The following is a 13052-nucleotide window of genomic DNA, read 5'->3' on the forward strand; positions in this document are numbered from 1 at the left end:
GGTTTGATCAACACTATGATGATTTTGCCTATATCGACCGGATCGTCGTTCGAGACCGTTCTCGAGGTCAGGGCCTGGGCACAATCCTATACGAGGACCTATTTGCATGGGCCATTAGCCAACAGATCGGAAACATTGTCTGTGAATACAATGTCGAACCTCTGAACGAAGCCTCGCGGAAGTTTCACAATACGCTGGGCTTCCAGGAAGTCTCGCTCGAGAGGATCGGTCAGGCGAAACGGGTATCCATGCAGTTAAGGGTGCTGACAGTTTGACGCGTTGCCTGGATCTAGTCGGGCGGTTGTGTTATTCGTTGCGCAGGAATGAGTCCGGGTCTTCAGGCAGGATCTGCCCGCCATCGACCACAATTGCCTGGCCGGTAACAAACTTGGCCTGGTCGGAAGCGAGGTACACCATCGCGTAGCCGATGTCGGCGGTATCACCGAGATCACCAACCGGGATCACCTTAGCGACTTCCTTGGCACCGTCCTCACCGTAGAGTTCTTTGAGGCTGTCGGTCAGAATATTGCCGGGACTGACCGCGTTGACTGTAATGCCGTCTTTGGCCAGTTCCAGTGACGCTGCCTTGATGAATGCATTCACACCACCTTTGCTGGCGGAGTAGGCTGCAAGTCGGGCTTGAGCCACGTTAGGACCAGTGATCGAGGAGGTGAAGAGAATCCGACCCCACTGCTGTTGTCGCATGATCGGAATACAGGGTTTTGTCAGCAGGAAGCACGATCTCAGATTGGTGTTTAGGGTGTCGTCCCAGACCTCGGTGGGCATCTCCTCCATCAGTAGATCCGGATATATACCCGCGTTGTGGCACATGATGTCCAGTTGACCATAAGCACCGACAACGTGTTCAATGAGTGCCCGGCAATCATCTTCCTCGCGAATGTCCGCCTGAAAGAACTCAGATCGGCCGCCGCTGTTGTTGATTGACTGAACCACCGTATTACCATCGTCCTTGGAGCGGGCAGCGCAGATCACGGTTGCGCCCTCGTCAGCGAACACCCGGGCGATGCCCGCTCCGATGCCACGGCTTGCACCTGTGACCACTGCGATCTTGCCTGCAATCGATATACCCATCTGAATCAACTCCGTTGATCGTATTGTGTTAAGGAAAGCCCCTGTCTCTTTGTCTCATTGGCTTGGTTGTTATAGCACGGTAGTCGACGAAGACATGTTATGACCATTAATCGAGTTCGATGTCTGATTCCAAGCATTGGACTACAAACCCCACCGGTACCTCCAGTTCAGATGCGATATGGTTTAGCAGATCTCTTTCAGCATCCGAGATCGGCTGTTCAGTAGCAGCAACGACACACAGGTCGCGCAGTACCTGCATGCGTTGGGTATGACTGGCTCGAATTTTGACTTCAGCGGTTCTGCGCGGCAGATCTTCTTTAAGCCGGTCAGAGTCTAGTGTGTCGAGCGAGTAAGCCTCACCCAGGTAACGCTTTAGAGTGTCGCGTTCTTTTTTGCTGATGCCCTCATAGGTGTTAGCAATGACAACCGCAGCAGCAAGAAAAAGATCGCGCATCGCGCGGCTGCTGTCTGTCTTACCTTGCAGGTAATCCGGCTCCATCAGGCTCATGACCTGATGTACTTGGTCTTCCAGTGTTGATTTATCTATACCAGTGGCCGCCATCAGGTCAGATTCATGAAAAAGCTTCAGTGCCTTGACTCGTAAGGGACTGAACGGATGGGTTGAGAACCAGTCCTGTTTAGGTGCACCTTGGCCCGGTTTGTCATCATATGCCAGCATGTCATCGACCTGGGCGAGAAACTCGTGGAGTTCAAACCGCACGACCCGCTCGTCGGTAATGCCAGACGCCAGCTTAAACAGTGCCCGCGCAACACTTTCCAGGTCCTGGGCGCAAAAGGCCCCGGCTCTGTCAGCGGAGATCTCGGCGTAACGGGACCAGGCAAACAAATCAAGCGCCAGATCGGCTGGTGGCGGTTGTCGTCCCCTGAGTAGATAGCCGATCGGAATCTTATGATGGTCATAAACATGGTGGCCGAGCTCATGTCCCATGACAAACAGCAGTTCTGAGTCACTGAAGGCTTCCAGCAGACTGGATGAGAACATGATAAAGACCCGGCCTTCCTCAGGCTTAAAGCAGGCTGCGTTGAATTGTGGACTCGCATAGGCATAGAGCTCTAGCGGGCTATCGATACCGAGCCGTTCAACACAACGGTCGGCTTTTTGGTGCACCCCCGCAGCCATGCCAGGGCTGAGTCGAACTGATGTGGCCAGTAGATGGCGGCGGGTGGCGGACTGTTTGCCTTTTTCCGATTTGCGTTTTATCGACCGATTGAGTCGCTTGATTTCCTGTCGGGCGAGCAGGGTCTTACTGAGTTTCAGATCGTTGGTACAGCGTATTGCGTCAGCCGTCATGATTGATCCCGTGATCTGTCTAAATGTGGATCTATAGTGCGTGAGTGTTGATTATCGTTCAGTATCACCAAGCGCATCCTTAAAATGAAGTCTGCACATCGAAACATAGCGCTCGTTGCCGCCGATTTGTATCTGCTCACCTGCGTGAATCGGTTTGCCGTCGTTGTCCAGTCGCACAGTCATAATGGCTTTGCGGCCACAGTGGCACACGGTCTTGATTTCCCTGAGTTCATCGGCGAGAGCCAGAAGTTGTTGGCTGCCCTCGAACAGTTCGCCACGAAAGTCAGTACGCAGGCCGTACGTCAGCACCGGAATGTTGAGCCGGTCGACAACATCAGTCAGTTGTCTGACCTGATCGATGCTCAAGAACTGCGCTTCGTCGACCAGAACACAATCTAGACGATCCTGATCCACCCGATCGTAAATCATCTGCAGTAAATCGTCGCCGCGGCCAAATTCGACAGCTTCGGCCTCAAGACCGATTCGGGAGCGGATGCGACTGGTTCTTTCACGCTCGTCGATCCGTGGTTTGAGCACCAGTGTCTCCATGCCGCGTTCGGCATAATTGTGGCTGGATTGCAGCAGAGTCGTAGTCTTGCCGGCATTCATCGCTGAAAAATAAAAATAGAGTTTAGCCATGGGTCAGCTACCGAGATTGTGTTTAAGGCAGTCCTTCAATGATACCGTGCGCGTGAAGCTGACCAGATGTCGACAACTGTTTGACCGGTTAGTTCATCAGGCCGCCGCTGGCGACCAGCACCTCACCCGTGATGAAATCGGATTCAGGTATGCACAGCAGATAAACCGCATTCGCTGCATCCTCCGGTTGGCCCAGGCGCCCAAGTGCCGCCATCTCCTTCGCCGATTCTCGTTGTGCTGCGGTAAGGCCAACCGGATGGTCGCGGTCCTTGATCGTAACGCGGTTGGGCTGATCTTCGAATGGTTGAATCAGGCGGGTGTCGATATAACCGAAGGCGACACAGTTGACAGTGACATGATAACGACCCCATTCACGGGCCAGTGTTTTCGTCATGCCAACAACCGCAGCCTTTGCGGTGGAATAAGCCAGCTGTGTTGCTGCACCGTAGACACCCGAAATCGATGAAATGTTGACAACCTTGCGTAGCCTGTCCGGTGGATCGACACTCGCCTGCTGGCGGAAGTGGTGCCCGGCTTCGCGCAACAGTCGGAACGGGCCCGTCGCATGAACGTCCAGCATGGCATGCCACTGTTCGTCGGTGTGTTTGATTGCTGCTGAATTCCAGATGTAGCCGGCGTTGTTGACGACGATATGGAGATTGCCATAACGGTCGAGTGCGGTGGAGACAAGAGCCTCAGCTGTTGCTTGCTGGGTGATGTCGCCAGGCAGGGCGTGGACCGTTAGTCCCTGTTGTGCCAGCTTGTCCACTTCCTCAGCAAGTGGGGCTGCATCCAGGTCGTTGGCAATCACCTGTGCGCCTTCACTCGCCAGCTTTTTTACAATGGACCGGCCAATTCCCCGTGCTGCTCCCGTGACGATAGCGACGCGCCCTTCTAGTTTTAGCGATTGGGCTGTCATCACGAATGAAAATTGCGGGTCAGAATCCAAGTTTCCTGGCTACTGTAGCCGATAAGGCGAAAACGTTGTGGCGTCATCGATGCAGGTTTGTCTGGGCATATCATACAGTCACCGCGTTTCACTCTAGTCTGCCAGTCCGCGTACGAATCGGTGGGAGAGAATATGTGGGGTCGATGTGTGGTTGTGGTCTGGGACTCAACGGCCAGTGATGATAAGTATCGACATCACCAGGCATGACCTTTTGATCAGAGACCACCCTGATCCAGTCCCAGAAGTGTCCAAGGCCGATACTGCATTGTTTGGGCGCGACCACTGGCTTGAAGACAGCATAGCCCTGATCCAGCAGGTGTTCGCGTGCGGCAGGATCACCGGGGCTGAAACGTTGTGTTTGCTCTGAGGCAGCCGTTTCGCTATTCATCGGTTGTTGGTGGCGATGGTTAACTACACCTGCCGTTGCTCGGTTATTCGTACCCAGGTGGCGGCTGAAAGCCACCGATCACATCTTCCATCAGCTGTGCAAACTGGAGTGCCGTGTTGTCTTCCAGGTAGGGCGCAATCAGCTGTAAACCGCAGGGCAGGCCGCAGCGGGTCAGTCCCGCCGGTACAACGGTAGATGGCAGATAAACCACGCTGGACAGCCCCGCCCAGAAGAGCTGGTCCACAACAAGCTCCTGATGTCCGTTTATGTCGATGGTTCGGTCGGGTCGCTCACCCATGTGATCGTGTACGAAGGCAGTAGATGCTGCGGTCGGACACAGCAGAAGATCATAGTGTTCAAAAAATGCCCGCCAGCGCAGGCGCATCTGTTCCCGCTCATCGTGCAGTGCCCACCAGTCGCGATGGCGTATCGTGATGCCCTGATCAAGATAGGCCCGGTAGCGGGTGTCATCAGGCTTTCGTGCAGCAGCGCTTTGAAGATGAAATTCATACTCCTCATCGGTATATCCAGCGCTGGTGGTGGCCCGAAGCAACAGTAGGTAGACCTCCTGGTATCGACGCCAGTCAAAACCCGGGTCGGCCGCATAGTCGATCTGCACACCCGCTTTTCCCAGAGCGGCGACCGTGTCCAGTAGCTGTTCAGTCAGCTCTTCATCCTGCGCGCACACAGGACTTTCCATCAGAACCCCGACCTTGAATTCACTAAGATTGTTCTTGCGCGGTGGCGGAAGTTGAAACTGCCAGGCCTTTTTGAGTTCGCCCGTCGGCCCCGCCACAATATCCAGCGCCAGTTTTAGATCGCTGGCGCTTCGTGCCAAGGGGCCGCCCACGGAAATATCGTGGTAGGCAGAGTCTCCGGGCAGCAGGTGGCCCTGAAGCGGTACGATACCCATGGTCGGTTTGTGGCCATAAACACCGCAAAAGTGTGCAGGATTGCGGATTGAGGCACCAATGTCGCTGCCGATCTCCAGGCTGGCCATACCGGTGGCCAATGCAGCAGCCGCGCCGCCTGATGAACCGCCGGGCGTACGCGTCGGATCCCAGGGGTTGTTGGTGGTGCCATAGATCGCGTTAAATGACTGCCAGTCGGAAAGTTTGTGCGGAATATTGCTCTTGCCATAGATAATCGCCCCCGCGTCCAGCAGTCTCTGCACAGCGACCGCGTTAACTTCGGGATAATTGTCCATCAGTTCAGGTATTCCCCAGGTCGACGGTGAACCGATCCAGTCGTAACTGTCTTTGATGGTCATAGGCACACCGTGTAACGGGCCGGTTGTTTTGCCCAGGGCCGCGGCTTCGTCAGCGGCCTGTGCCTGTTCATAGGCATGATCAATTTGCGTGAATATGACAGCGTTGATCACCGGGTTATGCTGTCGGTAGCGTTGCAGGTGCAGTTCGAGCAGTTCCACTGCACTGATTTCCTTGCGCTTTACCTGTTGTGCAAGTTTGATTGCCGGGGTTAATGTAATCTCGGTCATGGGTTCTTTTGGATGGTTGAAACTGATACCTTCGCAGTGTGACTTTGGTTCGAAACATTATACCGGCCGATCAGCTTGCCATGAGCGACAGACCAGTAGCCGTTGTTTGTCCCCGCGCTATAGAATTGTGAAGCCGGTAACGGCCATTATTGATCAGGCGACATATCCATGAATCTAGATGCGGGGAATGGAAGGCTCTTCACTGTTGATCCGCTGACTAGTGCGTCTTTCGGTGGGCGGATCAGCTTTGCCGGGACTTCCCCCCTTGATTCAGCCGTGTGTGCCCTCGAATCCTCTCCTGCTTTACTTGTACAGGCTTTTTACGGTACGGGTGGCCTGCTCCACTTGCCCGGACTTGATGATATTCACACGGAACCCGGATTACTCACACGCTTGAGCCGGCTTTTCGGTCCGGAGGTTGAGAATTACGAACAAACCTTAACCGAGCAGAAGAAGATTCATCCTGAATTTCCGGAGATTCTTCAGATCACGAATATGCCGCCCAGTTGCCAGATGCCACCGGCGCAGCCTGACCCACCACTGACACCGGCAGGTGGGCTGCCGGTCAGTTTTCCACAGCGCCGTGGATGGCACACAGATCAGAGTTTTCGTCGTCCGCCGCCCGATATTTCCCTGTTTTATGCTGTGCTCCCGTCGCCACCTGGCCAGGGCCAGACGCTCTATGCCGACGCGGCGAGCGCTTACGATGCATTATCAGTTGATCTCAAAAGTACGGTTGAGGGGTTGCAGGGCATTCATGCAATACCCGGCATCGGGCGAGCCGAGTACGCTGTCAAAGCCGGTGAGACACCAAAACCTTTACTCCCGCACCAAAGGCCACAACGCCAGCCCGTGGTACGGACGCATCCGGTGACAGGCAGACGATCACTTTATCTGTGTGAAGCAGGACAGATGGACTGGATCGATGGGCCTTTCGTCGGTATGGAACCGGGCCCTGAGGGTGACGGTGCAGCGCTGCTTTACGAACTGATGATGCATATGACTCAGCCGGAATTCACCTACGTTCACGAATGGAGTCAGGGCGATCTTCTGATCTGGGACAACCGTAACTTGCTGCATTGCGCGACCTGGTACGATGCACAGAACCACCAAAGACTGATGTGGCGCACTACAACGCGCGGCAATCCGGGTGAGTTGTATTCAGGGGAAGACCGCAGTTGGCTGCCCGAAGACGATGCCCGGCCGATGGCCGGTCTTGATAGCGACTGATTACTTGCAGGTTCCGGACAGGAGCGGTACGAAGCGCACGGCCTCAGCAGTCTCACTGGAAATCAAGCCGTTTTGGTTTCGTAGCGTGGTCAATTGCTGATCTCCAGGTCCACCAATCGGCGCAATCAGGCAGGTGTCGGGTTTAAGAAGACGGAAGAGCGGTTTGGGCAGGTTGTCACTGGCCGCGGTGACAATGATTGCATCGAATGTCTCTTGTCCTGGCCATCCGATTGTGCCGTCACCGTGTTGCAGTGTGACATTGTTAATGCACAGCGATTCCAGGTTCTTTTCCGCTCTCTGTAAAAGCGAGAGGATTCGCTCTACCGAGTAGACCCTATCGAATAGATGGGACAGGATAGCGGTCTGATAGCCGCATCCAGTGCCGATTTCCAGGACCCGCTGGTTCTTCTTTGCGGCCGTCAGGACCATCTCGCTCATAAGACCAACAACATACGGCTGCGAAATAGTCTGTGCGTGGCCGATTGGCAGGGCCGTATCGACGTAGGCGCTGTCAATCTGGTCTGGATCCAGGAACAAGTGCCGCGGTACGGCCTCTAGTGCATTCAGCACAGCCAGGTTTCGGATACCTTTGTTCTTTAGTTGTTCGACCAGCTTGGTTCTGGCCCGGCTGCTGCCACGTGTCTCGAACTGTTTTGAGGTTCGTTGGCTAGAGTTTGGTGGGGTTGGGTGCATCACCGTAAACTTCGACTGGGTCAAATACTTTCTCGGTTTCGGTGAACTCCAGTTCAAGGCCCTCTGTGCGTGCAGCCGAGTCGCCAAAAGGGATTGTGCGGTAGAAACAGGAGCGGTAGCCGACATGACAGCTGGCACCACCCTGTACGTCCACCTGCAGCCACACGCAGTCCTGGTCGTCGTCAATGCGGATTTCCTTGACGATCTGAACCAGGCCGCTGGTCTGTCCCTTGTGCCAAAGGGCCTTTCGGCTGCGAGAATAGTAGACCGCTTCTCCAAGTTCTATCGTACGGGCGAAAGCTTCACGGTTCATGTAGGCATGCATCAGGACTTCCCCGCTAGTGAAGTCGGTGGTCACTACGGGAATCAGGCTGTTGGCATCGAACTTTGGTGCAAGGCTGGTTGACTCTTCCACCTGTTCGATACTCGTTCGAGCCGTAAAAATGGTGCCATCGTCCATGGGTTCAGTCTCCGCCACTTGAATTTTACCGCAATCGGCCCTATCTTCCCTGCCGCATTAGAAAGTTATGCCGGGTTCACGCAATGGCGATCCCCTGTGGAGTATCCATTTGACTGAAGATGTCATAATACTGTTGTCGGTAATTTGACGTCAGATGGAGCTGTTTTCGGTCTATCTTCAATAAATTCTGAAAATAACGGTGTGGCAGGTAAATGGCATTCATAGACAAGATCAACGAATACAAGGATAACATCGAGGCTCTTCGGGCTATCGACAGTATGGAGGTTTATCGTTGGATGATATCGCTCGGGCAGAAACTGACCGATGACCGACTCAGCACAAACAGGTGTTTACCCAAAAACCAGGTAAGTTACTGTCAGTTCGAGCTGTATGTGGACTGGGAAGACGACAGATTTAAGGCCTACAGTGATGCCCTGATAGCGGGTGGATATGCGTACATGCTGCTTGATATCTTCAACTCTTCACCGGTCGATGAGGCCCGTCAGATTACCACCGAGCATTTCCGTGCGATCAAAATGGATGAACTGCTTTCTATGAACCGCACCAACGGGTTTTACCAGATGATCGAGATGATGCAGACCAGGTTGCAGGCCGTTTGACTGTTAAACGCCAAAGGCCTCGATGTACGGGGTTGTTTGTCAATTTTCTTCCGGCAACGTTCGTTCAGAGGGACCTGTGAAAAAATATTTGATACAGGGACAATTACCTTGTAGAAAACGGTGTTGAACCAACTACTGATGCTACCTGAGAATAGCGAACGGTCAGTTGGTGTGTCGCCTACTGTAGCCCAGGTTCATTTGTGTCGGCTAAGCGCCCAGCTGAATGAAACAACCCGATGCTGGAGCAGAAGGAGATAGATCATGGTTCAATATGTTTGTGATCAGTGCGGTATGGGTGTGACCGGAATGAAATGTGCAAAGTGCGGTGAGGAACTAGTACACGATCACATCACAACCGATGACGGAAAAACCGTTGCTGTGGCCAAGTGTCCGGCTGGCTGTGGAAAGATCAAATCGCCAATGTGCTGTGGAGAAGACATGAGCTGTAGCGTATAAATTCTGATCTGTCTTGACCAGAGGCGGGGACTTTAATCGTGGTGATGCCTTATGAGTCAGCTCTCTCTACAGTTGTGTGAATGATTGCCCCGCCTTTCAGGCGGGGTTTTCTTTATCAGTGATTTAGCTCTACTGCCAGTTGATTTTAGACTCTATAGACGTGTTAATTGGGTTATGGCAGGTCGCGATTCGATCGGTTTCCCCGCAGGACCTCGCCGGGGTAGCAGCCGGTCGACTCACCATCAAGCAATGTTGTTACGCCGTTCACCACTGTAGCGGCTATACCGTCGGCTTTCTGGACCAGACGTCGTGATCCTCCAGGTAAGTCTGATTCGACAGTGGGTAGCCGGGGCTTGATGGTTGCCTCATCAAAGACGACGACATCGGCGCGATAGCCGAGTCGCAGCAGTCCGCGGTCGGTGAGTTCAAATGCCGAAGCGTTATCAAAGGTCACCATGCGCACAGCTTCCTCTAACGTAAACATTTTTCGGTTTCGTACCCAGTAGCTCAACAGGTGGGTTTGTAAAGAGGACCCCATTTCCTGACAAACGTGGGCACCGGAATCTGAAAACGTAGCCAGTGTTCGGGGATGGCGGAGCATGCCCAGCACATCTTCTGGTGTTTCATTAACCAGAGGTTGTACAAACAACTGGTTCTCATTCTCTATCATCAGGTCAAGCATGACCTCGACTGGATGCTGGTCCCGTATCCTGGACAACTCATCGACACTCGGGTCATCCCAATCCACGCCCTTGAGGGCATACAGGTTGGTATAGTCGGGTTTCTTGGGGTCTGTGGTCGCTGCCCCACCCCCCTGGAAGGTGTTGTCCCGCGGCTTCATCCCGGCTTCGTCCGCAACCAGAGCACGTCGGGTGTCTGGGTCAGCGAAGCGCTGTTGCTGTTCCCGGATAGGGAGTTCCCGCAGTTCACGCCAGGTTGGCAGATTATCAAACGGCAGATACGACTTGATCGAAAACAGGGCGATAATCGGGCGTGTCGTTGTCTGACCGAACACACGCCCACCGGCGTCGGCAGTATCGTCCAGATACTGCATCTGGGATTGCCAGGGAAATGGATCCGCACCTTGCCGAGTCGAGAGGGTGCCAAACATGACTGGCCGACCACTGTCTACCGCGATCTTCTGCAGGCGGTTCAGGAACGTCTTATGGGCCTCACCGCTGGACACATCTGGCCCGATCTGGAATATGCCGCGATTTTGTTGGGCCATCACATCAACCAGGTAATCGATTTCACTCCAGTCGGCAATACGGCTGGCGATGGGGGATCCGTCGGGTGTGACGTGGGTTGACGCCCGTGATGTGCTCAGTCCCAGCGCACCGGCGCCCAGGGCTTCAGAAACTGAGTCGCCCATGTGTTTCAAATCATCTTCGTTGGCAGTTTCGGTCAGCGCACGGTCGCCCATGGTGTACATGCGTAGCGCAGAGTGTCCGAGAAAAGCGCCATAATTGATGGCTTTAGGCAGTTTTTCCACGTTATCCAGGTATTGAGGAAAGGTCTCCCAGGTCCAGTTGATCCCGGCCATCATCGCTTCGACAGGTATGTCTTCAACCGCCTCCAGGCAACGCGCCAACCACTCCTGTTGCTCGGGCCGACACGGTGCCAGTGCAAAGCCGCAGTTGCCCATGACCACGCTGGTCACACCGTGCCAGCAGGAGCAACTGCCCAAAGGATCCCAGGCAACCTGGGCATCCATATGGGTGTGCCCGTCGATGAATCCTGGGGCAACCACCTTGCCCTCGGCATCAATAACCTCGGTCGCACTGTTGCGAATGCGGCCCACTTCGACGATCTTGCCGTCCTGAATGCCGATGTCTGCCCGGTATCGTGGTCCACCAGACCCGTCTACGATGATTCCGTTTTTGATTGCCAGGTCGAGCCCCATGAATTTTCTCCATTGGTTTCGGGTGAGCTGATTCGTCTGATCGCAGCTTTATGATCTGTTGAGCATAGGTGACGCTCGAGGGTGTTTCAACCCTGACCGGCCGATAGTCAGTATCTTCATCGACAGTCGGGTTTCTAATTATTGCTTGAGTATTACCACTGTAATCGGTATAAGGCTCAGTTCCCCTGAATTTATCAGTTGGACCAAAGAGAGTGTGTCATTGTTAACTAGAAGTAATCAGGAGTGTGTTGTGGAGAGAAGTCGTTTTGTGTCAGGTCGAAAAAAGAGCAGCAAATTCATGGTCATTGGTCGCTTCACCAGCTTCCCCGTGACCTGGAGTGGAGTCAGGGAGCGGTGGTCTGAAATGTCTTCCATGCGCCGTGCTGTCGCAATGTCAGCAATGGCTGTGGTTGCGTTTGTAGTCGTCTTCTGAACGCTAGGTTCTATTCATTGCCCTGAGTAATTTTGTCGCGGGCAGGTCGACAGCGTAAAATGTTATACAGGCAGAACCCAGGTTCTGCCAGGGCACGGTTGTGACCTTAAGCCAATAGAGTACGCCTTATTGTGAGTCGAATTTGACGGGGTCCAGCAGGGCAGTGGGTTCGCCATTTTCGAGATACAGCCGCGGCAACCAGGTGTTCAGGTGATTCATCACACTGTAGACCATCCAGCCCGCTGCGCTCGCAACCTCATATAAGTTGTTTTCGCCGTCACGACTGATCACGGTGACCGTGTCGCCGACTGCAACTGCTGTGTCAGTGAGGTCCAGCAGGGAATGGTTGAGCGCTATTGTGCCGACGCCGGGACAATAGCGGTCCTGAACTTTGACCCGGTATTTGTTGGCGAGTTCACGTGGAATGGCGTCAAAGAACCCCATATGCATGGTGCCGATACGCATAGGATGTTGTGCAACAAAAGTGCCAAAATAGGTGACTGAATCACCTGCCTGGATATCTTTTACAAACTCGATTCGGCATTTGAGTTCAAGCACCTGCTTCAGCGCGAGGTTGACGTTGCGGTCATTGGCAAACGGGTGTACACCGTACAGGCACATCGCAGGGCGGACAATGTCGAGCCATGCCTCGGGCTGGTGAAATATCGCATTAGTGCTGGCCATGCTACGCAGCGGTACCTCTATACCCCGTCGTTCCACTTCTGAGGCGACCTCGTTGAATCGAGCCAGCATGTTCTGGTCTTCGTCTGGATGCTGCATGAAGCTGGAGAACAGTCCCGCGAGTTCGACATGAGGCAAATTGCAGACAGTCTCGATAAAGTTCGGTGCGGCCTCGTGGTGTACACCGACACGCCTCAGGCCTGTATCAACTTTGATGAATACACTGGCCCGGGTATTGTGCCGTTGTGCGGTATCGTTCAGCCGTTGGGCCATTTCCAGTGTAAAAACCGCTTGAGAGATACCGCGAGAGACCACCAGGTCATAGGCGGCATCACCAAACAAGGTGTCCATACACAACACCTTTGATTCCGGGAACTGTTGGCGAATCACGTCAGCTTCGTACAACTTAGCCACCAGGAACCATCGTACACCTTCGTCATATAGACACTGGGTCACTGGAACCAGCCCGTGGCCATAGGCATTGTTTTTCACCACCGGCATGACTTCGACACCCACCCGGGAACGTATGTTGGCAAGGTTGAAGCGCAGGCTATCCAGGTCCATTTCGAGCCAGCAGGGATAGCCCGCCATTGCGCGCTGAATTTGATCACGATCGGTTATCGGCAGCCACATGATGTATCCCCATCACGATCAGTCAGATAAAGCCAATGTACCACTGAAACAGGTTCGGGTTGGGT

General features: G+C 54.0%; 15 protein-coding genes. 5 read left to right on the forward strand and 10 right to left on the reverse strand.

Features of this window, described 5'->3' with window-relative positions:
* On the forward strand, nucleotides 1–275 hold a 275-nt coding region (locus MK323_07780; GenBank protein ID MCH2482060.1), incomplete at its 5' end, for a GNAT family N-acetyltransferase.
* A gap of 31 nt (nucleotides 276–306) precedes the next feature.
* On the opposite strand, the gene MK323_07785 is transcribed toward MK323_07780, so the two are convergent.
* The 6 genes from MK323_07785 to MK323_07810 all read right to left on the reverse strand — a co-directional run bounded on the left by MK323_07785 (nucleotide 307) and on the right by MK323_07810 (nucleotide 5878).
* Nucleotides 307–1092 carry an SDR family oxidoreductase gene (locus tag MK323_07785; protein ID MCH2482061.1) on the reverse strand — a complete coding sequence of 262 codons (786 nt, stop codon included), beginning with the start codon at nucleotides 1090–1092 and terminating at the stop codon, nucleotides 307–309.
* A gap of 106 nt (nucleotides 1093–1198) precedes the next feature.
* Nucleotides 1199–2404: a M48 family metallopeptidase gene (locus tag MK323_07790; GenBank protein MCH2482062.1), complete on the reverse strand. Its 1206-nt coding sequence runs from the start codon at nucleotides 2402–2404 to the stop codon at nucleotides 1199–1201.
* Between the two features lie 51 nt (nucleotides 2405–2455).
* Nucleotides 2456–3043, reverse strand: a complete 588-nt coding sequence (locus tag MK323_07795; protein MCH2482063.1) for a thymidine kinase — start codon at nucleotides 3041–3043, stop codon at nucleotides 2456–2458.
* Nucleotides 3044–3131: 88 nt separating this feature from the next.
* On the reverse strand, nucleotides 3132–3962 hold the full coding sequence (locus MK323_07800) for an SDR family oxidoreductase (GenBank protein ID MCH2482064.1): 831 nt from the start codon (nucleotides 3960–3962) through the stop codon (nucleotides 3132–3134).
* A gap of 118 nt (nucleotides 3963–4080) precedes the next feature.
* Entirely contained in the window at nucleotides 4081–4380 is a 300-nt protein-coding gene (locus MK323_07805; GenBank protein ID MCH2482065.1) for a hypothetical protein, read from the reverse strand.
* A gap of 43 nt (nucleotides 4381–4423) precedes the next feature.
* Nucleotides 4424–5878 carry an amidase gene (locus tag MK323_07810; GenBank protein MCH2482066.1) on the reverse strand — a complete coding sequence of 485 codons (1455 nt, stop codon included), beginning with the start codon at nucleotides 5876–5878 and terminating at the stop codon, nucleotides 4424–4426.
* 168 nt (nucleotides 5879–6046) lie between these two features.
* Between MK323_07810 and MK323_07815 the strand changes: the two genes are divergently transcribed.
* Nucleotides 6047–7108: a TauD/TfdA family dioxygenase gene (locus tag MK323_07815; GenBank protein ID MCH2482067.1), complete on the forward strand. Its 1062-nt coding sequence runs from the start codon at nucleotides 6047–6049 to the stop codon at nucleotides 7106–7108.
* Here the strand turns inward: MK323_07815 and MK323_07820 are convergent, their stop codons facing one another.
* The gene (locus MK323_07820; protein MCH2482068.1) at nucleotides 7109–7801 is read right to left on the reverse strand and encodes a protein-L-isoaspartate(D-aspartate) O-methyltransferase; all 693 of its coding nucleotides are present in this window, start codon (nucleotides 7799–7801) and stop codon (nucleotides 7109–7111) included.
* A complete protein-coding gene (hisI, locus tag MK323_07825) occupies nucleotides 7776–8261 on the reverse strand; it encodes a phosphoribosyl-AMP cyclohydrolase (GenBank protein ID MCH2482069.1) in 486 nt (161 codons plus the stop codon). The genes MK323_07820 and hisI overlap by 26 nt, the downstream gene beginning before the upstream one ends.
* Nucleotides 8262–8473: 212 nt before the next feature.
* On the opposite strand from hisI, the gene MK323_07830 reads away from it, so the two are divergent.
* Nucleotides 8474–8881: a SufE family protein gene (locus MK323_07830; protein MCH2482070.1), complete on the forward strand. Its 408-nt coding sequence runs from the start codon at nucleotides 8474–8476 to the stop codon at nucleotides 8879–8881.
* 261 nt (nucleotides 8882–9142) lie between these two features.
* On the forward strand, nucleotides 9143–9337 hold the full coding sequence (locus MK323_07835) for a hypothetical protein (protein ID MCH2482071.1): 195 nt from the start codon (nucleotides 9143–9145) through the stop codon (nucleotides 9335–9337).
* Nucleotides 9338–9509: 172 nt separating this feature from the next.
* Here MK323_07835 and MK323_07840 read toward each other — a convergent pair whose 3' ends face one another.
* Complete coding sequence (locus tag MK323_07840) at nucleotides 9510–11240, reverse strand: amidohydrolase family protein (GenBank protein ID MCH2482072.1); 1731 nt, start codon at nucleotides 11238–11240, stop codon at nucleotides 9510–9512.
* 250 nt (nucleotides 11241–11490) lie between these two features.
* Here MK323_07840 and MK323_07845 point away from each other — a divergent pair, with 250 nt between their 5' ends.
* Nucleotides 11491–11673, forward strand: a complete 183-nt coding sequence (locus MK323_07845; protein MCH2482073.1) for a hypothetical protein — start codon at nucleotides 11491–11493, stop codon at nucleotides 11671–11673.
* A gap of 126 nt (nucleotides 11674–11799) precedes the next feature.
* Here the strand turns inward: MK323_07845 and alr are convergent, their stop codons facing one another.
* Complete coding sequence (gene alr / locus MK323_07850; protein ID MCH2482074.1) at nucleotides 11800–12987, reverse strand: alanine racemase; 1188 nt, start codon at nucleotides 12985–12987, stop codon at nucleotides 11800–11802.
* Between the last annotated feature and the right edge of the window lie 65 nt (nucleotides 12988–13052).

The organism is Gammaproteobacteria bacterium (assembly GCA_022450155.1).
In the GTDB taxonomy this organism is placed as follows: domain Bacteria; phylum Pseudomonadota; class Gammaproteobacteria; order Arenicellales; family UBA868; genus REDSEA-S09-B13.